This is a genomic window from Ochrobactrum sp. P6BSIII (assembly GCF_014138065.1).
Taxonomy (GTDB): Bacteria; Pseudomonadota; Alphaproteobacteria; order Rhizobiales; family Rhizobiaceae; genus Brucella.
In genome coordinates this window covers 246,225-272,235 of the sequence record NZ_JACGXB010000003.1, presented here as the reverse complement: position 1 = coordinate 272,235, position 26,011 = coordinate 246,225, and the positions used below count along the sequence as shown (strand labels likewise).

The window sequence follows — 26,011 nt, the reverse complement described above, 5'->3', positions numbered from 1 at the left end:
TCAAATTGGAAAGAAATGGCGCAGCGCGATCAACAGCGCTGCGCCTGCAAAAAACATCGTTAGCATGCTGACCCGCAGGGACAGGATGACACAAACGACGAGCACGAGCAGCTCCCGCCAGCCATGATCCGATGCAGGTGCGGCGACAATCGCCGTCAGCACCGCCGCAGGCACGGCATTCAGCGCCGCCTCTACACGAAAATGCAGACGCTCAAAGCGCGACAGTACCAGATGCCCGCCAATACGGGTCAGATAGGTGAAGAACGCGGCGACAATGATGATCCAGGTCGTGGTGTCCATGGGCGTCACGCCTTCACATTCTGTGGCTTGGCAAGAATGGCTGCCAGCACTACGCCACCAGCTGCCCCCAGCGTCACATGCCAGGGCGAACCAACAAATTTATAGGCGGCAATGGCCGAGATCGCGCTGACGACAACCACCGGCCACCAGTGCTTGCGATGACGAAAACTCATCACCATGCCGAGGAAGTAAATCGGCAGCAGGAAATCGACACCAATCGCATAAGGATTGGAAATCAGGTCGCCAAACATGGCGCCAACCCAGGTTTCCAGTATCCAGCAGACATAGGTCATCAGCCCCAGCCCCATATACCAGGAGAAGGTGATCTTCTTGCCTGCCTCGCTGCGAATCTCGACCTCCGCATATTGCGGATCAACCAGCACGAAAAAGGCGACTGCCTTCTGCAAGAATGAGAAGTGACGGATGCGCCGCCCCACCGTCGCCGAATAGAGCACATTGCGGAAATTGACCGCAAAGATGGAGAGAACGATCATCCAGGGAGCAATATTCTGCCCGAACATATCAAGGCCAACCATCTGGCTGGCACCGGCATAGAGCGTTGCGCTCATGAATACCGCTTCACCGACCGAAAGGCCGTGATCGAGAGCAACAGCGCCGAACAGCACCCCGAAAGGTGTGCCCGCCAGCACGATGGGCACGCCGCGTTTCGCGCCGTGCAGAAACTCACTGCTCGCAGAGGCCTTAGCCGGCCTGAAACCCTGGTCCACGGAATCCCCTCCTCCAGACGAGGAGTCATTAGGCAATTCCATGACGCGTTGGAATAGGTGTCCGGCAAAAATCATACAAATAGAGACGCTGCGGTCAGTTTATCTGACGCACGCAACATTTAGGCATCACTCATGCAGATAATTGATACGGCGATCAATCCGGTTGATCTGGAGGCAGCGTACCTTCAATCTTTCTGATCCAGTCGACCAGAGGGCGCGAGCGCTCGACAAAATCGACCAGACGGTCCGCAAGCGCTGCCTGCGTGATGCTCTCCGGATCGATTTCCATCCGCACCGCGAAATGACGATTGCGAATGGCTTCGACAAGATCCGGTTCGGTCACGTTTTCAAAGCCGCGCGGCGTGCGCTTCAGCCGGTCACTATCGCTGATCTGCAAACCATTCTTCTTCAGCTTTGCCACCACGGCGCGATACTCATCCGGCTTCTCCACAATCGCTTTGCGGATGGCCAGCAGGAGCTTCGGTTTCGGTCCCCACCAGGCAACCCCGGCATAGCAATCGCGTACACCCGGCAGCCCGATGCAGACATAAAAACAGCCGCTTTCGTCCCATTTCGTACCCGAGCGTGAAAGCAACGCCGACAGGTGCCGGTTATACGGCGCCTTGTCTTTCGAGAAGCGTGTATCGCGCTTGATACGAAACTGCGACTTCACGCGGTCGCCCTTGAAGCCCAGCCCCGCCTGTTCGAAGCGCGCGCTCAGTTCTTCAATCAGATCGCCAAGCGGCTCTTTCAGGTGCTCTTCAAACAGATCCTTGTTTTCCACAAACCATTCCCGGTTCTGGTGGAAATCGAGCGCCTTCAGAAAAGGAATAGCCTTGTCACCAAAACCCTTGAATGGCGCCATTCGATCATTCCTCCCCGACGAGCGTGAACCATGCGTCTTCATCAATGACTTCAATGCCAAGCTCGGCGGCTTTTGCGAGCTTCGAGCCTGCACCCGGGCCAGCCACTACCAGATCGGTTTTCTTGGAGACGGAACCCGCCGTCTTCGCACCATAGCGCTCCGCCATGGCCTTGGCCTCATCGCGTGACATGCGTTCGAGACTGCCGGTAAACACCACCGTCTTGCCTTCCACCGGCGAGCCGGTGGCGACACGGGCCGCTTCGTCCAGTGGGGTCACTTCCGCCAGAAGCGCGGCCAACACGTCGCGGTTATGCGGCTCGCCGTAGAAATCAACCACCGCTTCGGCAACGATAGAGCCGATGCCTTCAACGGCAAGCATATCCTGCCAGGCTTCATTGCCCTTGTCGGCACGATCCCCGCCTTTTGGTGGCACGGCTTCCAGCGCCGCCTTTTCGAAAGCGGCATAGGACAGATAAGCCCGCGCAAAACGCTTGGCGTTGACTTCGCCGACATGACGGATACCAAGGCCAAACAGGAAACGGCTTAGTGCAATTTCGCGCCGGTCATTGATCGCGTCATAGAGCTTTTTGACCGACGTCGCGCCAAAACCATCAATGTTTTCGAGCTTTTTCAGGGGCGATGCGGCCTGTCGCTTTTGCAGCGTGAAAATATCGGCAGGCGATTTGATTTGCAGACTTTCATCGTCGGCATGGAAGAAGAATTCGACCTGCTTCTCGCCCAGACCTTCAATGTCGAAAGCGTTGCGCGACACAAAATGGCGAATACGCTCGACAGCCTGCGCAGCGCATGTCAGCCCGCCCGTGCAACGATAGACGGCTTCGCCCTCCTCGCGCACTGCATGGCTGCCGCAAACCGGGCATTGATGCGGGAAAGGAAACGGCACCGCATCCGCCGGGCGCTTTTCCAGCACCACATCGACGATCTGCGGAATGACATCGCCAGCGCGCTGCACAATCACTGTATCGCCAATGCGAATGTCGCGCCCTTCGCGGATAGGCTCGCCCTTCTGGCCGATGCCCTTGATATAATCCTCATTATGCAGCGTGGCATTGGTCACCACCACGCCGCCGACGGTGATCGGCTCCAGACGCGCCACGGGCGTCATTGCGCCAGTGCGTCCGACCTGAATATCGATGCCGCGCAGAATAGTGGTTGCCTGTTCCGCCGGGAACTTGTGCGCAATCGCCCAGCGCGGGCTGCGCGAGCGGAAACCGAGCCGTGTCTGAAGATCGAGCCGATCAACCTTATAGACCACGCCGTCGATGTCGTAATCGAGATTGGGACGCTCCAGACCGATGGCCCGGTAATGAGCGATCAGTTCATCAACGCTCGAAAGGCGCTTCATCAGCGGATTGACGGGGAAACCCCAGGCGCGGAACGCCTCGACCATGCCAAGCTGGGTGTCGGCAGGCATATCCGACATTTCGCCCCAGGCATAAGCGAAGAAACGAAGCTTGCGGCTTGCCGTCACCTTGGCGTCAAGCTGGCGCAGCGAACCAGCCGCCGTGTTGCGCGGGTTCACATAGGTCTGCTTGCCATCCGCTTCCATCTGGGCATTGAGCGCCAGAAAGTCGCTCTTGGCCATATAGACCTCGCCGCGCACCTCGACCACCGATGGCGCGCCAGCCGGGAGCCTATGCGGAATCTCGCCGATGGTGCGGATATTGGCGGTTACATTTTCGCCTGTCGTGCCGTCACCACGCGTTGCACCGCTGACCAGCACACCATTTTCATAGCGGATCGACATGGACAGACCGTCGATTTTCGGCTCGGCGGTAAAGGCAATGGAATTGTCCGGCAATTGCCCCAGAAAGCGATAGACGCTGCCGACGAAATCGCGCACGTCCTCATCGGAAAAGGCATTGTCCAGCGACAGCATGGGCCGCGCATGAACGATAGGCGCAAAAGTCGCCAGCAGGGGTGCTGCGCCCACGCGGCGCGAAGGACTGTCATCGCGCACAAGTTTCGGGAAACGCGCCTCTATGGCCTCGTTGCGCCGCTTGAGGGCATCATAATCCGCATCCGAAATCTCCGGCCTGTCATTGGCATGGTAAAGCTCATCGTGATGAGCAATCTCACGCGCCAGTCGCTCCAGTTCGGCAGCGGCTTCAAGGTCGGTCAGTTTTTCAACGAGAATTTCGGACATATGCGACAAGCATCCTGGCTATCTGAATCGAGCAGAAACATATCCAAGAAATGTCATTTAGCCTACAGCCGCCTGACTTTACGAACAGAGGATACTGTCAGATAGCTGTCAGGAGGCCAGAGCGCTGTTTTCCGCCAGCAAACGTTCTGCTGCCGCGCGCGCTTCGTCGGTAATGCTGGCACCGGCGAGCATACGGGCGATTTCTTCCTGCCGCTCATCCACGCCGATAGACCGGATCGATGTCGACATGCGGTCTTCGTTGGTCGCAGACTTTGCGATGAGGAAGTGCGTCGATGCACGGGCCGCCACCTGCGGCGCATGGGTTACGGACAGCACCTGCACTCGCGACGACAGCCGCGCCAGACGCTGGCCGATGGCATCCGCCACGGCACCGCCCACACCCGTATCGATTTCGTCGAAAACCAGCGTCGGCGCAGAACCACGATCCGCCAGCGCCACTTTGAGCGCCAGAAGAAAACGCGACAGCTCGCCACCGGAAGCAACCTTCATCATCGGACCGGCGCGCGTGCCCGGATTGGTGCGGACCCAATATTCCACCGTGTCGATGCCTTCGGCAGCACGCGCCTGCGGGTCCGTGATCATCTCGACGAGGAATTCGGCACGTTCCAGCTTGAGCGCCGGAAGTTCCGCCATAACGGCCGCTTTCAGATGCTCGGCCGTATCCTTGCGTCGGGCGGAAAGCCCCGCCGCCGCCGCGTCATAGGCGGCGCGTGTCTCGGTTGCCTGCGCTTCAAGCTGCACCAGCTTTTCCGCACCTGCATCCAGCTCTGCAAGATCGGCATCCATCTTGTCGCGCAGAGCAGGCAAGCCTTCCACCGCGACCGAATATTTGCGCGCAGCCGCACGCAGCGCGAACAGGCGTTCTTCCACCTGCTCCAGCACACGCGGATCGAAATCGATCTCCCGCATAGCGTGGTCGATGCCATCCTGCGCAATAGCCAGACTGTTCAGTGCTTCATCGATGGCTTTGCAGACTGGCTCAAGCAGATGCGGCGCTTCCGGAATTTTACGTTCCAGACGGCGCACCAGACTTGCCAGCGTCGGCACCGGCGAACCATTGCCCGACAGAAGTTCGCCCGCTTCATTCACATCACCGGCAATCTTTTCGGATTTCATCATCACCGCACGGCGTTCGGCGAGTTCATCTTCCTCGCCGGGCTGCGGATCGAGCTTGGTCAGTTCTTCAACGGAAGAGCGCAGATAATCGCCCTCGCGCTCAGCCGCTTCAACGCGAGCACGGTGACGCGACAATGCGGTTTCAGCATCGCGCCACGCCTTGTGCCGTTCGCGCACCACGATCGTCTCGGCGTCGAGACCACCGAAAGCATCCAGCAATGTGCGGTGAAGGTCGGTATCGATCAGCGCACGATCATCGTGCTGGCCGTGAATTTCCACCAGCCTGCGGCCCAGATCGCGCAACAGTGCAACGCTTGCCGCCTGATCGTTGATGAAAACGCGCGTGCGCCCATCGCCCATCTGGAGACGACGCAGGATAACGTCGCCGTCATCATCAAAACCATTTTCGCGAAGGAAAAGTCGGGCCGGATGACCACCCGGCACATCGAATACCGCCGTCACCTGCCCCTGGTCCGCACCATGGCGAACCAGCGAAGCGTCACCGCGCGCACCCAGCGCCAGCGACAGCGAATCAAGCAGAATGGATTTACCGGCACCGGTCTCGCCCGTCAGCACGGACAAGCCGGTCTTGAACTCGATGTCGAGCCTTTCAATCAGGACAATATCGCGGATCGAGAGGTGCGACAGCATGTCGGGCTCAACTGTTTATGAACCGCCGCCCGTGATGAGCGACGAAGCCTTGGCCAGCCATGAACCGCCGTTTTCGCGTGGCTCAAGACCACCGCTCTGCAGCAGCTTGTAGCTGTCCTTGTACCACTGGCTATCCGGGAAGTTCTTGCCGAGAACCGAAGCGGCCATCTGGGCTTCCGAGGTCAGGCCAAGCGCATAATAGGCTTCGACCAGACGCGCCAGAGCTTCTTCGACCTGACGGGTGTTGGAATATTCCTCGACCACGCCGCGGAAGCGCTTGATGGCGGCCAGATATTCCTTGCGTTCCAGATAGTAACGACCGACCTGCATTTCCTTGCCGGCGAGCTGGTCGCGGGCGAAGCGGATCTTGGCTTTCGCGTCGTCGGTATATTCCGAATCCGGGAAGCGATCGACCACTTCCTGCATCGCGGCAATGGCGCGGCGGCTGGCAGCCTGATCACGCGTCACGTCCGGAATCTGACGGAAATAGGAAAGACCGATGATGTAATAGGCGTAAGCCGATTCGGGCGACGTCGGGTAAAGCGTGTTGTAACGCTTCGCCATGCTGATCGCTTCTTCGTAGTTACCCTTGCGGTAATTGGTGAAGGCAGCCATCACAAGCGCCTTGCGAGCCCATTCCGTATAGGGATGCTGACGGTCGATGGCAGCGAATTTCTTGGAGGCTTCGTCGAGACGACCCGCATCCAGATTGGCCAGACCTTCATTGTAGAGCTTGTCGGCAGGATCGATCGTCTCAACATACTTGGTGAGATCGATATCGTCGTTCTTGCTGGCACAACCGGCGAGCGGGATAAGAACGGCGATAGCGCCAGTCAACAGCGCGGTTTTCGTCACACCCGTGAATTTGAAACTCGTCATGCGGTCTCCGGCCTTCTGGCAGCGTCATTCCTGTTTGAAGCAACGTGCGCGCTTGTAGCATTGCAACCGTGCTTCATCCATCCAAATCATTCAACTTTGGCAAAGATTAAACAGTGCCAAGGCTGTTTTGGCCGTCCATAAACCACATGCAGGCGCAATCGTCTAGCTCTTCAATCGCCAGATTTTGGCCGAAACACTGTCCGGACGGCTCCGTCGCAACGTGTGAACCGAGAAGATTGGTCCCCTCATCGGCCCGCCGCAAAACGACAACCGACTCGCATCGTGATGGTGAACCGGCGAACACGGCTCAATTAAGGCCGTGCTCCGGGATCATCCAAATTATTGTGGACTAAGTGGCGAAGGCTTAAAGAGCCCAGGGTGCAGCAATATTCGGCTTCACCGCAACAAAATCCGAGCTCTTGGCATTGCGGCGCACGCCGGATGCCTCAACGATATCGAAAGCGCTCTTGTCGGCAAGAAGCGCCTTGACCGTTTCTGCATTCAGGCGGTGACCGCTACGATAGGAGCGGAAGCAGCCGATGAACGGCAGACCGGCAAGCGCCAGATCACCCACGGCATCCAGCGTCTTGTGACGCACGAACTCGTCCTTGAAGCGCAGACCACCCGGATTGATGACCGAATTGTCGTCGCCGATAACCAGCGAATTGTCGAGCGACGAACCCAGCGCATGACCGGAGGCCCAAAGACGCTCCACGTCCTTCATGAAGCCAAAGGTGCGAGCCGTGGAAATTTCCTTGCGGAAAACCGCCTCGTCCATGTCGTTCGCAAATTTCTGGCGCCCGATCAGCGGGCATTCGAAATCGATTTCGACTTCAAAACGCGTGCCAGAAAACGGGCGGAATTCGCCCCAGGAACCGCCAGCTTCCACACGAACCGTCTTGAGAATACGGATGAAACGACGCTTGGCTTGCTGCGTAACAATGCCTGCCTCGTCAAGCGCTTCAATGAAGCGCGCCGAGGTGCCATCGAGAATAGGCACTTCCGGGCCATCAACCTCGACGATCAGATTGTCGATGCCGAGTGCAGCCACAGCGGCCATCAGATGCTCGACCGTATCGATCTTCGCTTCTTTCGGTCCAAGCGACGTGCACAGGTCCGTCGCGCCAATTTCCGAAACATGCGCGCGGATCTCGCGTGCACTGCCCTTCAGGTCCGAGCGCTGAAAGACGATGCCCGTATCCGCATCAGCAGGAATAAATGTGGCCGATGCCGGAGCACCGCCGTGTACGCCTACACCGGAGAGGGTCACCGCACGACCAATTGTCTTCTGATAAGCGCTCAAGGCTGTTCCAATCTATTCATAATCCAGAATATACGCGTAAGGCGTAAACAGGCCGCACTTGCTCGCTGGCGTACCCTGCTCCCGCAATCGCACAATCTAATTCGCAAACGCGATTAATCCGTTAGATATGGCAAAATTAGCGGCAGGGAAGACAAAAAGAATCACAACCCCGTGTGAGCCCCGATACAACCGACCACGCTTAAAATAGTAAGCCGGCTCGCCGTGACAAAATCACGCTTTCTTACGCTCTATTACCATAAACCGCGTTTTATTCCAGTATTTGCCCTCAAAAGCAAAAAGCCCGCCTGTTTCAGGCGGGCTTTTTGGGATTTTACATCAGCGTTCGATCAGTTCGACTGGCGGCGCAGGAAGGCCGGAATTTCGAGCTGGTCGTCTTCAGAAGCTGCACGCGGCTGCGGGCGGCCCTGATCGTCAAGCTGGCCACGGCGCGGCGCGTAGATCGAGCCATCCTGCTGCATCGGGCGGCGTTCGGCCGGACGCATGCCAGGTTCACGATGCTGAGCGGGCTCCAGACGCGCTGCAGGCTGCTCTTCTTCACGGCGCGACAGACCATGGGTCAGACGCTTGAGAAGGCTCATCGGGCCACGTGGCTCTTCCTGGGCAGGCTGTGGCTGCTGCGGAGCGCGACGGGCAGCGATTTCAGCCTGTGCAACCGGCGGGAAGTCCGAAACAGCTGGCATACGTGGAGCCGGGCGTGGTGCCGGTTCTGCATGCATCTGCTGCGGCTGCTGGTAAGCCTGTGGCTGAGTGGCCTGAGCCTGAGGCATCGGTGCGCGAGCGACCGGTGCACGTTCGAAAGCTTCCGGTGCAGGAGCCTGGAAAATGCGGCTCTGCGGACGGAAATCAGGCTCTGCGGAAGCAGCAGGTGCGACTGGCGCAGCTGCAATCGGCATATCGACTTCGGCAGACTGGATTGCCTGAGCAATCGGGTCAACCTGACGCGGCTGCTCAACGACCGGAGGACGCAGAGCGCCGTGCGGTGCCATAGGCTTGGCCTGCGAGGTCGGCTGCTTTACTGGCTGGCGAAATTCCAGCGGCGCAGGCGCCGCATCTCCGATCTGCTTGTCGATGCCGGTAGCAACCACGGATACGCGAATGACGCCTTCGAGACCTTCGTCGAAGGTTGCGCCGAGGATGATGTTTGCTTCCGGATCGACTTCTTCACGGATACGCGTTGCAGCTTCGTCGACTTCGAACAGGGTCATGTCGCGACCACCGGTGATCGAGATCAGCAGGCCCTTTGCGCCGCGCATCGAGGTTTCGTCGAGCAGCGGATTGGCAATCGCAGCTTCGGCAGCAGCCATTGCACGGCCTTCGCCGGAAGCTTCGCCGGTGCCCATCATCGCCTTGCCCATTTCGCGCATGACCGAGCGAACGTCAGCAAAGTCGAGGTTGATGAGGCCTTCCTTGACCATCAGGTCGGTGATGCAGGCAACACCCGAATAGAGCACCTGATCAGCCATCGCGAAAGCGTCGGCGAAGGTGGTCTTGTCGTTGGCGATGCGGAAGAGGTTCTGGTTCGGAATGACGATAAGCGTATCGACGTTCTTCTGCAGTTCTTCGATGCCGAGGTCCGCCGTCTTCATGCGACGCGCGCCTTCGAAATGGAAAGGCTTGGTCACAACGCCGACGGTCAGGATACCGCGTTCACGTGCTGCGCGGGCTACGACCGGAGCTGCACCGGTGCCGGTGCCGCCGCCCATACCTGCGGTGACGAAGCACATATGCGTGCCATTGAGGTGATCGACGATTTCGTCGATGCACTCTTCAGCAGCGGCACGACCGACTTCGGGCTGGGAACCTGCGCCCAGACCTTCCGTCACGGCAGCGCCAAGCTGGATGATCCGGTCGGACTTCGACATGGTCAAAGCCTGCGCGTCGGTGTTGGCCACAACGAAATCCACGCCGCGCAGACCGGCATTGATCATGTTGTTGACTGCATTGCCGCCGCCACCGCCGACACCGAATACGGTGATGCGGGGCTTCAGCTCGGTGATGTCCGGCTTTTGCAGATTGATAGTCATTGGTCCTTGTTCCTCTTAAAGCCCGTCACCGCTTTTCGCCGCTGCGGTGCTGATTGGTTGTTACCCAGATGGTCACGTCCCGGAAAATTCGACTGTTCACTCAAAGATCGGTTACTCAGAAACTCTCCCTCAGCCATTGGCTGACACGTTGAATGCGCCCACCCGTACCGGTCATGAGACCGGAGGAAGCTGCTTTTACCGACCGTTCTTCTATCCCGGCCACCTGCGGGTAGATCAGAAGTCCGACGGTCGCGGCAAAAGCTGCCCCCTTAGCCGCCTCAGGCAATCCCGCTATTCCTAGAGGACGCCCGATTCGTACATTTCTTGCAAGGATTCGTCTGGCTGCTTCGGGCATTCCCGGCAATTGGCTTGCGCCACCGGTCAAAACCACACGCTTGCCGACAATGTGTCCGAGGCCTGACTGGTTCAGCCTGTCGCGAACCAGTTCCAGCGTTTCTTCCACTCTTGCACGGATAATCCGCGTCAAAACCGACCGCGGATACTGATTGGGTACATCACGCTCGTCATCGCCAATCGGCGAGACGGAGATGAGATCGCGGTCATCGGCAGCGCTGGACAGCGCCGAGCCGTACATGACCTTCAGGCGTTCGGCGTCTTCCATACGAGTGGAGAAACCGCGCGCCACGTCCATCGTGACGTGATTGCCGCCGATGGCAACCGCATCGGCGTGAATGAATTTGCCTTCGGAGAAGACGGATATCGTCGTCGTGCCGCCGCCCATATCGATGCAGGCTGCGCCCATTTCGGCTTCATCGCCGACCAGAGCCGACAGGCCGCTTGCATAAGGCGTTGCGACGATGGCTTCGACCGACAGATGGCAGCGATTGATGCAAAGCTCGAGATTGCGCAGCGGAGCCGCGTCAGCCGTCAGCACGTGCATATCGACGCCCAGGCTGTCGCCCAGCATGCCCTGCGGGTCGCGCACGCCACGCTCGCCATCGAGCGTATAGCCGATGGGCAGCGAGTGAACGAGGTGACGTTCTGCGGCCAGAGCCTGCTTCGCACCAGCTGCGAGAACACGGCGAATATCGGTCTGCTCGACCTCATGACCGCCGAGATTGACGCTCGCGGTGAAGCTTTCGCTCTTGAGGCGACCAGCCGAAATATTCACGATCAGGCTGTCGACCGTCAGACCGGCCATGCGTTCTGCGGCATCCACTGCGAGACGGATGGACTGTTCGGCGGCATCGAGATCGATGATCACGCCGGACTTTACGCCACGCGAACGCTGATGGCCGATGCCGAGCACTTCCATGCGGTGCGTGCGGCCTGGCAGAAGCGCGCCGCCTTCATGCGGACGCAGCCTTGCGATGACGCAGGACACCTTGCTTGAGCCAACATCCAGAACCGTGAGCAGGCGCACCTTGCGCCCTGCAGTTCCGCCTTGAGATGATCCCTTACCGCCCAGAATACTCATACGCGCTTCCCCGTGCGGGCCAATTCTTTCTTACGCTCCGCCAGGAACTTCTGGCGCTGTTCCATACCGCTTGCCGTCAGCTGAACGGTGATGCGATCATCCAGGCGGAGATCGACCGCCATGATATCGCGAGTCAGAAGATGCTTTTCTTCATCGAGCTTCTGGATCTGCGCCAAAGCCTTCAACGGGTCTTCCGCCGGGAGCATCACGCGCACGCCGTTGTCCAGCAGCAGGTCCCAGCGACGGTCCGCAACGCGGATATAGGCGCGAACCTTGCCAGCCAGCGCCGGATAGTTTGCGACCTCGTCGACAAAGCCCTTGACGACCTTCTGGGCGCCGTCACCGACGACGAGCGGCAGTGTGTTGTAACGACCGGCGCGGAAAGGCACGATGGTGTCGCCTTCGGCATCGATCAGCGACAGTTCCTTGTCGTTCTGCCAGATGGCGAAAGCCTGACGCTCGTGCAGCGCAACCTGAACCGTGCCCGGATAAACCTTGCGCACTTCCGCACTTTCAACCCACGGCAACTGCGCGATGGAGGCGCGCGCTTCTTCAGCGCTCAAGCCCACCAGCGACGTCTCGCCATCAAGGTTAAGCTGACCCAGAATATCGATATCGGAGGTCTCGTGATTGCCGACAACCTTAACATCCTCGATAGCGAAACCGAGCGTCGAGGCCGTGGCCTTCACCACCTCCTGAGAATGATTGCCGATGACCATGCCATAAAGGCCGGTAGCGCCGAGGAAGCCCAGCATGCCGATCGTGCCAGCATGGCGCGGAATGCTGACATTGCCCTGAAACAGACGGGCGGCGAAGCGAAACGGCTTGCGCAGAAAGCGTGGCAGGACGAATGCGACATTCATCGCCGATGCGTCTCGCATCGCGCCCGAGCGCCTATATCCATCATTTTTGCCGTTCAACGCAAACAAGACGCGTCCTCCACCATCCAACTCAACAATTCACCGAAAGAGATACCAGCCGCTTTGGCGATATCAGGCACGAGCGATGTGGGGGTCATTCCCGGTTGGGTGTTAACTTCCAACCAGATAACTTCGCCTTCTTCTGAAAAACGATCATCGAAACGGAAGTCCGACCGGCTTACGCCCCGACACCCGATTGCCCGATGCGCCGTAAGGGCCATTGTTTGTATTTTTTGGTAAATATTTGGTAAAATTTTTGCCGGACACACGTGAGTTGATGCGCCTGCAACATATTTTGAATCATAATCGTAGAACTGATGACCGACCGGAACGATCTCGCAGACGTCCATGGCACGATCACCCATCACGGCGCAGGTCAGTTCACGCCCGGCGATGTAGCTTTCGACCAGAACTTCGTCGCCATATTTCCAGTCGGCAGAGCCGATGATTTGCGGCGGATGGGTCTGGTCTTCCTTGACGATCACGACGCCAAAGCTGGAGCCTTCACGCACCGGCTTGACGACATAAGGCGGCTCCATCGGATGCTCGGAACCGATGTCGAAACGGTTCATCAGACGCGACGGCGCAACAGCCACACCAGCGGCCGCAGCAACCTTCTTGGCGCGATCCTTATCCATGGCGAGCGCCGAAGCGAGAACGCCGGAATGCGTGTAGGGAATCTGGAGATATTCGAGGATGCCCTGAATGGCACCATCCTCACCGAACGGACCATGCAGCGCATTGAAGGCGACATCAGGCTTCAGCTCGGCGAGAACACTTGCGACGTTGCGATCCACATCGATGCGGGTCACGCGGTAACCGCACTCTTCGAGGGTCTTTGAACAGGCCGCGCCAGACGACAGGCTGACAGGACGCTCGGAGGAGAATCCACCCATCAAAACGGCGACGTGTTTTCCCGTCATGTTAAGCATCCCCTCTGCGCAATCCCCTGCGCGGTGAATCAAGAACAGAGTCCGAACAGTCCAGCGGCGCAGGCCGCAGACACCCACGGCAGGAAAATCCTGCCGAATCAAATCACTGTGTGGTTAACCATAAAGAATCAGAGGATTGATTCCGTGACAAGACCCTATCAAAAGGGACGAAGCTTACGCGTCGCTTGCGAAGGCAAAAAAGCCCGGAATTTCAGGCAGAAAATCCGGGCATTTTTTTTATTAAACTTTGCCGAGAAACTCTTCTACGCGCTCGCCGTCGCGGAACAAACCGAGACGCTTGATCTCCCAGTGGAGGCGAATCCCCGAGTTCTCGAAAACTTTTGCGCGAACTGTCTCGCCCAAAGTCTCCAGATCATGCCCGGTCGCGGTGCCGGTATTGATCATAAAATTGCAGTGCATCTCCGACATCTGGGCACCGCCGACGCGCAATCCACGACAGCCAGCCTTGTCGATTTCCTTCCAGGCAGATGTGCCTTCAGGATTCTTGAAAGTTGAACCGCCGGTCTTTTCACGCACAGGCTGCACCGTCTCACGATGATGCTGCACCTCGTCCATGGCGCGCTGAATATCCTCGCGGTCACCCGGAACGCCCTCGAACAGCGCCGAGGTGAATATCAGCTCCGGCGATGCCGAAGAATGGCGATAGGCATAGCCCATATCGGCATTGGAAAGCACATGCAGCTCGCCCTTGCGGTCAAGCGCCCGAACTTCCACGACGCGCTCGCGTGTTTCCACGCCATTGGCGCCCGCATTCATGCGCAACGCCCCGCCAATGCCACCAGGAATGCCGTGGTAGAAATGGAAGCCCGCAAGCCCCGCCTCAAGCGCCGCCGCAGCCACGCGCTTGTCTGGCGTCGCTGTGCCTGCCTTAAGCTGCGTTTCGGAGACGCGCTCCACCTCGCCAAAGCCCTTTGCGGAGAGCCTGACAACAAAGCCAGGCACGCCGCCATCGCGGACGAGTAGATTGGAACCGATACCGGCCACGAGGATTGGAATTTCTTCCGGCACTGCCTTCAGGAAATTCGACAGGTCTTCCTCATCGGCAGGCTGGAACAGAACCTGTGCCGGACCACCGGCACGGAACCAGGTGATCTTGTCCATGCCCGTATCGGGCGTCAGACGCCCGCGCAGGCCCGACAGCTTGCCGTCGAGCTTCTTGAGAAGCGTCTCGCCGCTTTCCATCGGGTGATAGTCCATTACTTCTTACCCTGTTCGGCGAGTTCCTTGGGCAGCGCATAAGCCCATTGCGTGATGTTGCCCGCACCGAGGCAGACCACAAAGTCGCCCGGCTGCGCGATAGAAGCAACGAGTGGAGCCAATGCTTCCGGTCCGCTGGCATAACGCGCATCGCGATGGCCCGCCGTCTTGATGCGGCTGACGAGCGTTTCGGAGTTCACGCCTTCGATAGGGTCTTCACCAGCCGTATAGACCGGCGTAACGATGACGGTGTCAGCATCGTTGAAGCAGGCAGCAAATTCGTCGAACAGGCTGTGCAGGCGCGTATAGCGATGCGGCTGCACAATGGCGATCACGCGACCGCCTGCCTGGCTTGTGGCTTCGCGCGCGGCTTTCAGCACTGCGCGGATTTCCACCGGGTGGTGACCGTAATCGTCAAAGATTTCGACGCCATTCCACGAACCCGTATGGGTGAAGCGGCGCTTCACGCCACCGAATGAGCCGAGGCCGCGACGGATATCGTCGGCGGATATGCCCAGTTCATGCGCGACAGCGATGGCAGCCGTGGCGTTGGATACGTTATGCTGGCCGGGCATCGGCAGGCGCAGATCCTTGATTTCGACCGTCTCGCCCTTGCGCGAACGGATGACGACGTCGAACAGGTTCGCTGCACCTTCCATGCGCTGATTGACGAAGCGCACTTCCGCCTGCGGGTTCTGACCATAGGTGATGATGCGGCGATCTTCGATACGGCTGACAAGCGCCTGCACTTCCGGATGATCGAGGCACATGACGCCAAAACCGTAGAATGGCACATTCTCCACGAACTGCGCGAAAGCAGCGCGCACATTGTCGAAATTGCCGTAATGGTCGAGATGTTCCGGATCGATATTGGTTACAACCGCAATATCGGCGGGCAGCTTGAGGAAGGTGCCGTCGCTTTCGTCGGCTTCCACCACCATCCAGTCGCCGTCACCCATGCGGGCATTGGTGCCATAGGCGTTGATGATGCCGCCATTGATAACGGTCGGATCGAGATGCCCTGCATCAAGCAACGCCGCCACCATCGAGGTGGTGGTCGTCTTGCCATGCGTACCGCCGATGGCGACCGCACGACGGAAGCGCATCAGCTCGGCCAGCATTTCGGCGCGACGCACGATGGGTAGCAGCTTTTCGCGTGCAGCGGCCAGCTCGGGATTGGTCTTCTTGATAGCCGTAGAAACAACGATGACTTCCGCGTCGCCAAGGTTTTCCGCCTTGTGACCGACAAAGACCTCGATGCCCTTCTCGCGCAGACGCTGCACATTGGCGCTGTCCGACTGATCCGAGCCCTGGACCTTGTATCCGAGATTGTGCAGCACCTCGGCGATGCCACTCATGCCGATGCCGCCAATTCCAATGAAATGGACGAGCCCGATGTTCAGCGGCATTTTCATGACCGAGTTCCTTTTTTAAATTCCTGGACAGATTTTCCTGCTGCAATAGCCTCTGCCAGATCGGCAAGCAACCGCGCAGCATCTGGCTTACCGACGCTTTTTGCGGCTTTTGCCTGATTTTCGAGCCTTTCCGGCTCATTCATCGCCGATTGCAGGATTTGCGCAAGGCGTTCGGGGGAAAGATCCGCCTGTCGCACAACCTCGCCGCCGCCAGCGCTGGCGAGTGCAGCAGCATTGGCCGCCTGATCGTGATCGAGCGCATGGGGGAACGGCACCAGAATGGCCGGACGACCGATCACGGTGATTTCCGAAACGGTCGATGCGCCCGAGCGCGAAATTACGAAATGCGCATCCGCCATCCGTGCGGGCATATCGTTGAAGAAGGGAGCCACATCGGCTGGAATGCCAAGCGCCTTGTAAGCCTCGCGCACCGAAGCTTCGTCTTCCTTGCGCGCCTGCTGGGTAATTAGAAGCCGCGCACGTTCCTTTTCCGGCAGAAGAGCGACCGCAGCCGGTATCGCATTCGAGAAGAACTGCGCGCCCTGACTGCCGCCGAAAACCAAAAGACGGAACCGTTCATCAGGCTTTGCGGGCATGTAAGGCGTGGCAGCTGCCGCAAGTACAGGCGGGCGCACCGGATTGCCGGTCGTCACGGTCTTCTCGGAAAAAGCACCGCCTGTTTCCGGCAGAAAGCCGCCTGCAATAGCCTTGACGCGTCCCGCAAGCCCTTTGTTGGCGCGGCCCATGACGGCGTTCTGTTCATGCACCAGCGTTGGAATATGCATGTTGCTCGCGGCATAAAGCGGCGGCAAGGTCGGGTAGCCCCCGAAACCGGCAACCAGCTGTGGTTTCAGGCGGCGGAACAATTTACGTGAATCGAGGTTGCCCTGCCACAGCGACCAGAATGTCTTGAGAAGCGCAAAGGGATTGCGGCCCGCAATGGTCGCGGAACGGATCACATGCACATGGTCTTCCGAGAAGGCGCCCGCAAAACGCTGCGCACGCGCATCCGTCGCCAGATGCACGTCCCAGCCGCGTGATTTCAGCTCATGCGCCAGCGCTTCCGCTGGAAAAAGATGGCCGCCCGTTCCCCCGGCGGCCAATACGATAACACCTTTACCCATCAGCCCCTCACAGCGCAGGAATGCGCTCGCCTCGACTTGAACCCATGTGTCCGACCGTATGCGTCATGCGCGCTTCCGGACGGCGACGGGTGAGCGCCAGCAGGATGCCCATGGTGATGGCAATCGCCACCAGCGACGAGCCGCCATAGGAAATGAACGGCAGCGTCATGCCCTTTGCGGGCATCAGGTGCAGGTTCACCGCCATGTTGATGATCGACTGGAAGCCGAACAGGATCACGATGCCCGACACGGCGAGACGCGTAAACGCATCGCGTTCCTTGAGCGCGATGGAAAGTCCGCGCACCACGATGAAGGCAAACAGGAACATGATGATCATGCACAGGATGATGCCATATTCTTCCGCAGCCACCGAGAAGATGAAGTCGGTGTGGCTATCGGGAATGATGCGCTTGACAGTGCCTTCGCCGGGACCCTGCCCGAACCAGCCGCCACGCAGAATGGCTTCGCGCCCGGCATCGACCTGGAACGTATCACCCTCGCCCGTCATGAAGCGGTTGATACGACCGGCCACGTGGTCGAACACGAAATAGGCACTGAAGCCGCCGCAGATGGCTAGGCCGCCAAGAACCAGAATCCAGAACATTGGCAGGCCAGCGAGGAAGAACATCGCGCCCCATGTGCCGGTGGTCAGCATGGTCTGACCAAGATCGGGCTGCAACACCAGAAGACCAGCAACGGCGCAAAACAGCATCATGGCAAGGAAATAGCCCGGCATGTCGCCGCCGCGTTCGCGCTCGGAGAAAAGCCATGCGCAAACCACCACGAAGGCGGGCTTCATGAACTCGGACGGCTGGATGGAAATACCGGCCAGATTGACCCAGCGGCGCGCACCTTTCACTTCAATACCGAAGAAGAGCGCCGCAACCATCAGCACCATGGAAACGGCAAGCAGGATCAGTGCGAAACGCCTGATCTGCCGCGGTGAAAAGAACGACACGCCCACCATGACGATGACCGCCGGGATCATGAAAACGATCTGACGTTCGACGAAATGGAAACTATCGAGACCAATACGCGACGCCACAGCCGGGCTTGCCGCAAAGGACAGCAGAATGCCAAGCCCCATCAGGGCCAGACAGGCTACGAGAAAGAAGCGGTCTATTGTCCACCACCAGTTGGCGACAGGACCGCGATCGACACGGCTTACCATCAGCTTTCTCCTCCAATTGGCATGATACCGGGAAGTGCCAATACGGCGCTGCGGAAGGCATCGCCGCGTTTTTCAAAATTCTGAAATTGATCGAAGCTGGCGCAGGCTGGCGAGAGCAGCACAACCGGTTCCGGGGCTGCATCATTGCCCGCATCGCGCGCGGCATGATCGACGGCCACGGCCAGCGTATCCGAAATCTCGAACGGCACGCTGTCACCGAGCGTCGCGGCAAACTGCGCCGCCGCCTCGCCGATCAGATAGGCTTTCGCAATGCGCGGGAAGAACCCGCCGAGAGATTCGATCCCGCCCGCTTTCGGCACGCCGCCCGCGATCCAGTAGATGTTATTCGGAAAGGACGAGAGCGCCGGAGCGGTCGCATCGGCATTGGTCGCCTTGGAATCGTTGACGAACAGCACTTTGCCGCGCCGCCCCACCTGCTCCATGCGGTGCGCCAGGCCCGGAAAGCTTTTCAGTCCAGCGCGAATTTCATCGAGCGACAGGCCAACCGCAAGGCAGGCTGCCACAGCTGCAAGCGCGTTCTGCGCATTATGCGCGCCGCGCAGCGAACCGATCCCGGCCAGCGAAGCCAATTCGTCAACCTCGCCTGCTTCAGCATGCATCAGGGTAGAACCGTCGGCAAAATATCCGTTGTCGAGATGCTTTTCCTTCGAAATCCGCGCGACATTGACGCCGTTCGCCGCCAGATTTTCGGCAATCGCCGTGCAGTAAAGATCGTCAACGCCAATAATCGCCGTGCCGCTGGCCGCAACCAGCCGCGCCTTGATGGCCGCATAGTTTTCCATCGTGCCGTGACGGTCGAGATGATCCGGCGTCAGGTTCAGCAGAATTCCGGCAGTCGGGTTCAGCGAAGGCGCCAGATCGATCTGGTAGGACGAGCATTCAACCACATAGAAGCGGTTTGCCGCTGGCGGCTCGAGCGTCAGGATTGCCGTACCGATATTGCCGCCGAGCTGCATGTCACGACCAGACGCCTTGATGATATGGGCGATCAGCGCCGTGGTGGTCGATTTGCCGTTGGTGCCGGTAATGGCGATGAACGGGCAATCAGGTGCGATATGATTGCGCTCGCGCACGAACAGCTCCACATCGCCAATGATCTCGACGCCTGCAGCACGGGCAAGATCGACCGTCCAATGAGGCTTCGGATGGGTCAGCGGAACACCGGGCGAAAGCACGAAAGCAGCGAACTGTGACCAGTCCGCCTGCCTCAGATCGCCCGTTGCAATGCCTGCGCCTTGTGCGCGGGCCACACTGTCGGGATTATCGTCCCAGGCAATGATCTTCGCCCCCCCGGCCACAATGGCCTTGGCCGTGGCGATGCCCGACCCGCCCAATCCGAAGAGGGCGACAGTCTTGTCTTTAAGGGCGGTGATCGGGATCATTCTTCTTGCCTGTCGATACTGGTCTTGTTGTTATCTGAGCTTGAGGGTGGAAAGGCCGATCATCGCGAGAATGATGGCGATGATCCAGAAACGGATCACGACCTGGCTCTCGGTCCAGCCCTTCTTTTCAAAATGGTGGTGGATTGGCGCCATCAGGAAGACGCGCTTGCCGGTCAGCTTGAACGAGCCAACCTGAATGATCACCGAAAGCGCTTCCATCACGAACAGACCGCCGATGATGGCGAGCACGATTTCATGCTTGGTTGCAACGGCCACGGTGCCGAGCATGCCGCCCAGCGCCAGCGAACCCGTATCGCCCATGAAGATAGCGGCAGGCGGCGCATTGAACCACAGGAAGCCAAGGCCTGCACCGATCACCGCACCCAGCACCACGGCGAGTTCACCCGTGCCTGGCACGAAATGGATTTGCAGATAATCTGCGAAGATCGCATTACCGGAAAGATAGGCGATGAAACCGAAGGAAGCGGCGGCAACCATGACCGGCACGATCGCCAGACCGTCGAGACCGTCCGTCAGGTTCACGGCATTGCCCGCGCCGACCATCACGAAGGCTGCGAACGGAATGAAGAACCAGCTCAGATTGATGACAAACTGCTTGGCGAATGGAAAGGTCAGCGAGGAGGAAAAAGGCTCCTGCCCTGCGCGCATGATAACGAAGGCGGCAATCGCTGCGATCAGGAATTCAATGCCCAGACGCGCCTTGCCGGAAAAGCCCTTGTCGGACTGCTTCGTCACTTTCAGATAATCGTCATAGAAACCGATGGCGCCGAAACCCACCGTGACCAGCAGCACAACCCAGACATAGACGCTGGCAAGATTGGCCCACAGCAGGCACGAAATGAGAATGCCGGTCATGATCATCAGACCGCCCATGGTGGGCGTACCGGCTTTCTTGAAATGGGTCTGCGGGCCGTCCGCGCGGATCGGCTGCCCCTTCCCCTGACGGACGCGCAACGAGTTGATGATCGCCGGGCCGAACAGGAACACGATCAGCGCCGACGTAATCATTGCGCCGCCGGTGCGGAAGGTGATGTAGCGGAACACGTTGAGCGGTGTCATGTGTTCTGCGAAGAAGGTGAGAAGCATCAGCATGTGGAGAAAATTCCCTCGACCATCGCCTATTCCGCCGGCTCGACCGGCGGAAACTGGTTAGTGAAAGCCTTGACGATTTTGGAGAAGCCGATTCCCTTGGACGATTTCACCATAATGACATCGCCAGGACGGACCGCCTTTATCACCAGCGGCAGTAATTCTTCGGTGCTCTGCCTGTATTCGGTGTGAATTTCAACCGGCAAGGCGTTTTTAAGCACTGACATTTCAGGGCCGCCGATAAAAAGTGAACTCACTTCGGCATCCACGATGGGCCGTGCGAGGTCGGCATGCAGCTTTCCGGACTGGCGACCAAGTTCAAGCATGTCGCCAAGAACGGCGATACGCCGTCCTTTCGGACCCTCCGGCTTGGACGACTGGAGCAGTGCCAGCGCCGCACGCATGGATGTAGGATTGGCATTGTAGCTTTCGTCGATCAGCGTAAACGCGCCGCCATCGGGATGTTGCAGCACATGCTGCGCACCGCGACCGCCTTCTGCCGAAAGGGTCGCCATGGCCATGGTCACCTTGGCGAGATCAGCACCGACGAGGTCGCAAGCGCCAAGAACCGCCAGCATGTTCTGTACAATGTGACGGCCCGGTATGCTGACCTTCACGACAGCTTCGTGATTGCCAATCTTCACCGTCATGCAGGAGCATGTCGGGTGCAGCTTGACTTCGCGCAGGCGATACTCAGCGCGGACATTTTCGCCAAAGGTCGAAATATGTTCGACGCCAGCTTTCTCCGCCAGTTCTTCCAGCTGCTTGAAACGCTTGTCGTCGCGGTTCAGCAGCGCATAGCCGCCGGGAACGATGCCTTCGAAAATCTCGGCCTTGGCGACCGCGATTTCCTCCAGATTGGCGAAATGACCAAGATGGGCAGGTGCAATCAGCGTGATCAGAGCCACATGCGGGCGCACCATCTTCACCAGCGGACGAATTTCGTCATGATGGTTCATGCCGATTTCGAACACGCCGTAATCGGTATCGGCTGGCATGCGGGCGAGCGTCAGCGGCACACCCCAATGATTGTTGAAGGATGCGACCGAGGCATGAACCTTGCCGACGCCGGACAGCACATGACGCAGCGCTTCCTTGGTCGTCGTCTTGCCGACAGAACCCGTCACTGCAATGATCTGCGCCTTTGAGCGCGCACGCGATGCGATGCCCAGCTTGATCAGCGCTTCAAGCACATCTTCCACGACGATCATCGGCACTTTGAGATTGCCGAATGCAGGCAGACGATGCTCGGCCACCACCAGAAGCCCCGCGCCAGCGGCCATTGCGGCCGTAGCAAAGTCGTGGCCGTCGAAAAGGTCGCCCTTGATCGCGAAAAACGCCTCGCCGGGTTTCAGCGTGCGGCTGTCGATGGAAATGCCGGTGATGCCTTTAGGGAGCTTGCCGAAAGGCCTGCCTCCCATGGCGTCAACCATATCAGCCGATGACCACAGCCAGTCTTTCATCCCTGACGCTCCTCAAGACGGGCGGCCAGTGCGGCTGCGACTTCCGCATGATCGGAGAATGGCAGGGTGATGCTGCCGACAATCTGGCCTTCCTCATGTCCCTTGCCCGCAACCACAAGCGTGTCGCCCGGCATCATCATGGACACAGCCGTGAAGATCGCTTCACGACGATCGCCGATTTCAGTCGCGCCAGTCGCCGCAGCCATGATTTCCGAGCGGATCTGCGCCGGTACTTCCGAACGTGGATTGTCGTCAGTGACGATCACCACATCGGCAAGGCGCGAGGCGATTTCGCCCATGATCGGGCGTTTGCCCTTGTCACGATCGCCGCCACAGCCGAACACGACGATCACGCGACCCGTGGTGAATGGGCGAACCGAAGTCAGAACATTTTCAAGCGCTTCCGGCTTATGCGCATAATCCACATAGGCCGGTGCGCCATCTTCCGTCGCCCCCACCAGATCAAGACGACCCAGCGCGCCCTTCAGGCGTTCCAGTGCGCGCATGGCAGCGGCAGCAGGCACGCCCGTAACCATAGCGAGACCAGCGGCAACCAGTGCGTTCGCCACCTGGAAATCACCGGCCAGCGGCAGCTCGATTTCAAAGATTTCGTCGCCAATGCGCACTTCGACATGCTGGCGGAAACGCTCATGCTCAACGCGCTTCAGATTGATGAAATTGCCCTTGCGGCCAACGGTCTTCACATCACAACCAGCAGCGGTCGCGGCATCGATGGCCTGCTGCGAGAAATGATCGTCGGAGAAGATGATCGCAGGCGCGCCCTTCGGCAGCAGCGTATCGAACAGGCGCATCTTCGCGCCAAGATATTCTTCGATGGTCGAGTGATAATCCATGTGATCGCGACCGAGATTGGTGAAGGCTCCAGCAGACAGCTTCACGCCGTCGAGACGACGCTGATCAAGCCCGTGCGACGAGGCTTCCATCGCGGCATGGGTTACACCCTCGTCGGCCAGTTCAGCCAGAACGCGCTGCAGCTCCACCGGATCGGGTGTCGTCAGCGAATTGTAGTCACTGCGGGTCGGCGAAAACACGCCCGTCGTACCGATATTGGCAGCGGGAAAACCTGCATAAGCCCAGATCTGACGCGTGAAGGAAGCAACGGAAGTTTTGCCGCTGGTGCCCGTGACGGCAACCATGATCTCCGGCTGCTTGCCATAAAACTGTGCCGCAGCTGTTGCCAGCGCATGACGCGGATCGTCCACATGCAGAACCGGAACGCTCGCATTGTCGATGGCTGCATCCTTGGCCGCGATCACGGCGGCTGCACCGCGCTTGATTGCATCCGCAGCAAATGCCGCGCCATCCGCCTTCACGCCTTTCAGCGCAGCGAAGAGGAAACCGCGTTCGACCTTGCGGGAATCCGAGGTCACGCCCGTGATTTCCACCTCACCGTCGGTGCCGGAGGCCAGTTCCGTAAAAAGAGCGATTTCCTTCAGTTTCATGGCAATCAAATCCAAATTTCGTTGCGTACCCAAGCTATGCTGCACGAATCAGTCGTATTCGTTGGAAACCATTGCTGGCGGCAATTCCTGTTTTAAATCAGGCCCGCCACTCATATTGCTAACAGTTGCCGGTTGCGCATCCAGTTCGAAGTCAGGCTTGACGCCCAGGAAGGATGCCGAGCGGCTGATGATTTCATAGACCATCGGCGCAGCATTGAAGCCCGCGGTCGCGCCGAATTTGCCCTGTTCCGGCTTCGGCTCATCGATGATGGTCAGCACGACATAGGCCGGATCTTCGATCGGGAATGAGGCAAGGAAGGCGTTAAAGCGCGAATCCTTCGAATAGCGACCGTGAACTACCTTTTCAGCCGTACCCGTCTTTCCGCCGACGCGATAGCCCGGAACCGCCGCGCGCTTGCCCGAACCGCCCGGAGCGGTGGCATTGAGACGGTAGAGATAACGCATATCAGCAGAAACTTGTGGATGAACGACCTGCTTCTCTCCGAGCGCAACCGTTTCAGCCTGAGAACGCATCAGGAAGGTCGGGTTGAACAGCTTTCCGCCATTCATAAGTGCTGCCGCACCCACAGCCGTCTGAAGCGGGGTCGTCATCATGCCGTGACCAAACGAGATGGTCATCGAATGAACCTTCTTCCAGACGCGCGGCTCGACCGGACGCGCCACTTCCGGCAGTTCCGTCTGCATGCGGTCGAGAAGACCCATCTTCTTGAGGAAGGCGCGATGGCCTTCGATGCCAACGGCATCGGCTTCGCGACCGGAGCCGATATTCGACGAGAAGATGAACACTTCCGGCAGCGTCAGCCAGCGGCCCTTGCCGTGGAAGTCGCGGATGCTCTGGCGACCGAACACCAGCGGACGTGTTGCATCGAGCTTCGACTGCAAGGTGAACTTGCCGGAATCGAGCGCCATCGCCGTGGTGAAGGTCTTGATGGTCGAGCCCATTTCGTAGGTGCCCGCCGACATACGGTTGAGGCGGTCCTTGTCGAGGGCATTAACCGGGTTGTTCGGATCAAAATCCGGCACCGAGGCCATGGCGATCACTTCGCCGGTCTTGATGTTGAGAACGACGGCACCGGCGGCAATGGCGCGATAGCGCTCCATGGCCTTGACCAGAACGTCGCGCATGATGTGCTGCACGCGAATATCGATGGACAGGCGCACCGGCTCAAGCGACTGACCGGTCGCAAGACCGGCAAGACGAAGATCGGTCAGACCCTGGCTGTCGATATATTTTTCCATACCGGCAATGCCCTGGTTATCGACATTGACCAGACCGAGGATGTGCGATGCGGTCGGGCCGCCCGGATAGAAGCGGCGCTTTTCGGTGCGGAAGCCGATGCCCGGCACACCGAGCGCCATGATCTGGCTCTGCTGCTTCGGCGTCAGGCCGCGCTTGATCCAGACGAAGCCCGCACCGCTCTTGAGGCGCTTATAGGTCGCTTCCCAATCCAGATCGGGCAGCACCGTGGACAGCATTTCGATGGTTTCATCCGGATCAACGATCTTGCGCGGTTCGGCATAAAGCGAAGCGGTGTTAATGTCGGTCGCGAGAATTTCACCGTTGCGATCCAGAATATCCGGACGCGAGGCGAGCTGATGCACCGCCGGGCCGGAAGCGTCTTCATCCTCACCGCCGATCATGCCGAAATAGACGAGCTTGCCGCCAATCACGCCATAGATGCCAACGAAACAGGCAATCGCCATCCACAAACGGTTGCGAGCACGATTGCCGTGCTTTTTACGGGACCCGACAAAAGCCATGTTGCCAGCCAGCTTTTCATCGCCGACCGGCTCCAGACCGTCCATCGCATTTTTGTTCTTCTTCTTCGAGAGACCGAGTTTCAGCCGCATGATCAGTGCTTTGCCCCGCTCTTCTTCTTGATGCTGCCGGTGGTGATCTTGTCCTGTTCGAGGACACCGCTTGCGACCAGTTCATCCGTGCCGGAAATGATTTTCTGAATGTCGTCCAGCGGACGTTCCGGAATATCGGCAGCACTCAGGATAAGCTGCTCGGCCACGATCGGCTGCAGGTTGAGTTCTTTTTCATAGACGCCGGTCAGGCTTTGCAGGCGGCCCGGCTGTGTCATCAGCGCCCAGTCTGCCCGCAACAGCGTAATCGTATCGCGCTCGGAATTGATCTGGCGCGTCAGCTTGGCGATGACCGCGACCTGTTTTTCGGCGTCATACTTGATGGTGTAGGTGACAGCTGCTGCCACCAACATCGCCGCAATCATGATGAGATCAAAAGTACGCAGCAC

At 58.9% G+C, this 26,011-nt stretch carries 21 protein-coding genes; all 21 read right to left on the bottom strand.

The window, feature by feature from the left end:
- The 21 genes from FHW00_RS05610 to ftsL all read right to left on the bottom strand — a co-directional run bounded on the left by FHW00_RS05610 (position 1) and on the right by ftsL (position 26,011).
- Entirely contained in the window at positions 1-300 is a 300-nt protein-coding gene (locus FHW00_RS05610; RefSeq protein WP_078339400.1) for an AzlD family protein, read from the bottom strand.
- A 5-nt stretch (positions 301-305) separates the two neighbouring features.
- Complete coding sequence (locus FHW00_RS05605) at positions 306-1,028, bottom strand: AzlC family ABC transporter permease (protein ID WP_078339401.1); 723 nt, start codon at positions 1,026-1,028, stop codon at positions 306-308.
- Positions 1,029-1,182: 154 nt separating this feature from the next.
- Entirely contained in the window at positions 1,183-1,893 is a 711-nt protein-coding gene (locus FHW00_RS05600; RefSeq protein WP_078339402.1) for a DUF2461 domain-containing protein, read from the bottom strand.
- A 4-nt stretch (positions 1,894-1,897) separates the two neighbouring features.
- Positions 1,898-4,060, bottom strand: a complete 2,163-nt coding sequence (gene ligA, locus FHW00_RS05595) for an NAD-dependent DNA ligase LigA (RefSeq protein ID WP_078339403.1) — start codon at positions 4,058-4,060, stop codon at positions 1,898-1,900.
- Positions 4,061-4,168: 108 nt separating this feature from the next.
- Complete coding sequence (gene recN, locus FHW00_RS05590; RefSeq protein WP_078339404.1) at positions 4,169-5,848, bottom strand: DNA repair protein RecN; 1,680 nt, start codon at positions 5,846-5,848, stop codon at positions 4,169-4,171.
- Between the two features lie 15 nt (positions 5,849-5,863).
- On the bottom strand, positions 5,864-6,727 hold the full coding sequence (locus FHW00_RS05585; RefSeq protein WP_078339405.1) for an outer membrane protein assembly factor BamD: 864 nt from the start codon (positions 6,725-6,727) through the stop codon (positions 5,864-5,866).
- A 364-nt stretch (positions 6,728-7,091) separates the two neighbouring features.
- Complete coding sequence (gene lpxC / locus FHW00_RS05580; RefSeq protein WP_078339406.1) at positions 7,092-8,030, bottom strand: UDP-3-O-acyl-N-acetylglucosamine deacetylase; 939 nt, start codon at positions 8,028-8,030, stop codon at positions 7,092-7,094.
- A gap of 347 nt (positions 8,031-8,377) precedes the next feature.
- Entirely contained in the window at positions 8,378-10,075 is a 1,698-nt protein-coding gene (gene ftsZ / locus FHW00_RS05575) for a cell division protein FtsZ (protein WP_078339407.1), read from the bottom strand.
- A 115-nt stretch (positions 10,076-10,190) separates the two neighbouring features.
- Entirely contained in the window at positions 10,191-11,513 is a 1,323-nt protein-coding gene (gene ftsA / locus FHW00_RS05570; RefSeq protein ID WP_078339408.1) for a cell division protein FtsA, read from the bottom strand.
- Complete coding sequence (locus tag FHW00_RS05565) at positions 11,510-12,442, bottom strand: cell division protein FtsQ/DivIB (protein ID WP_078339409.1); 933 nt, start codon at positions 12,440-12,442, stop codon at positions 11,510-11,512. Before FHW00_RS05565 ends, ftsA begins: the two co-directional genes overlap by 4 nt.
- Entirely contained in the window at positions 12,430-13,356 is a 927-nt protein-coding gene (locus FHW00_RS05560) for a D-alanine--D-alanine ligase (protein ID WP_078339427.1), read from the bottom strand. Before FHW00_RS05560 ends, FHW00_RS05565 begins: the two co-directional genes overlap by 13 nt.
- A 249-nt stretch (positions 13,357-13,605) precedes the next feature.
- A complete protein-coding gene (murB, locus tag FHW00_RS05555) occupies positions 13,606-14,568 on the bottom strand; it encodes a UDP-N-acetylmuramate dehydrogenase (RefSeq protein WP_078339428.1) in 963 nt (320 codons plus the stop codon).
- 14 nt (positions 14,569-14,582) lie between these two features.
- Complete coding sequence (murC, locus tag FHW00_RS05550; protein WP_078339410.1) at positions 14,583-15,998, bottom strand: UDP-N-acetylmuramate--L-alanine ligase; 1,416 nt, start codon at positions 15,996-15,998, stop codon at positions 14,583-14,585.
- Positions 15,995-17,122 (bottom strand): undecaprenyldiphospho-muramoylpentapeptide beta-N-acetylglucosaminyltransferase, encoded by a 1,128-nt coding sequence (gene murG, locus FHW00_RS05545; protein WP_078339411.1) that lies wholly within the window; start codon positions 17,120-17,122, stop codon positions 15,995-15,997. Before murG ends, murC begins: the two co-directional genes overlap by 4 nt.
- 7 nt (positions 17,123-17,129) lie before the next feature.
- On the bottom strand, positions 17,130-18,293 hold the full coding sequence (ftsW, locus tag FHW00_RS05540) for a putative lipid II flippase FtsW (RefSeq protein WP_078339412.1): 1,164 nt from the start codon (positions 18,291-18,293) through the stop codon (positions 17,130-17,132).
- The gene (murD, locus tag FHW00_RS05535; RefSeq protein WP_078339413.1) at positions 18,293-19,696 is read right to left on the bottom strand and encodes a UDP-N-acetylmuramoyl-L-alanine--D-glutamate ligase; all 1,404 of its coding nucleotides are present in this window, start codon (positions 19,694-19,696) and stop codon (positions 18,293-18,295) included. The genes ftsW and murD overlap by 1 nt, the downstream gene beginning before the upstream one ends.
- 30 nt (positions 19,697-19,726) lie before the next feature.
- Positions 19,727-20,809, bottom strand: coding sequence for a phospho-N-acetylmuramoyl-pentapeptide-transferase (mraY, locus tag FHW00_RS05530; RefSeq protein ID WP_078339414.1), 1,083 nt, complete (start codon positions 20,807-20,809; stop codon positions 19,727-19,729).
- Positions 20,810-20,835: 26 nt separating this feature from the next.
- A complete protein-coding gene (locus FHW00_RS05525; RefSeq protein ID WP_078339415.1) occupies positions 20,836-22,269 on the bottom strand; it encodes a UDP-N-acetylmuramoylalanyl-D-glutamyl-2,6-diaminopimelate--D-alanyl-D-alanine ligase in 1,434 nt (477 codons plus the stop codon).
- Complete coding sequence (locus FHW00_RS05520) at positions 22,266-23,738, bottom strand: UDP-N-acetylmuramoyl-L-alanyl-D-glutamate--2,6-diaminopimelate ligase (protein ID WP_078339429.1); 1,473 nt, start codon at positions 23,736-23,738, stop codon at positions 22,266-22,268. Before FHW00_RS05520 ends, FHW00_RS05525 begins: the two co-directional genes overlap by 4 nt.
- Before the next feature lie 42 nt (positions 23,739-23,780).
- A complete protein-coding gene (locus FHW00_RS05515) occupies positions 23,781-25,604 on the bottom strand; it encodes a peptidoglycan D,D-transpeptidase FtsI family protein (RefSeq protein ID WP_078339416.1) in 1,824 nt (607 codons plus the stop codon).
- Between the two features lie 2 nt (positions 25,605-25,606).
- The gene (gene ftsL / locus FHW00_RS05510) at positions 25,607-26,011 is read right to left on the bottom strand and encodes a cell division protein FtsL (protein ID WP_078339417.1); all 405 of its coding nucleotides are present in this window, start codon (positions 26,009-26,011) and stop codon (positions 25,607-25,609) included.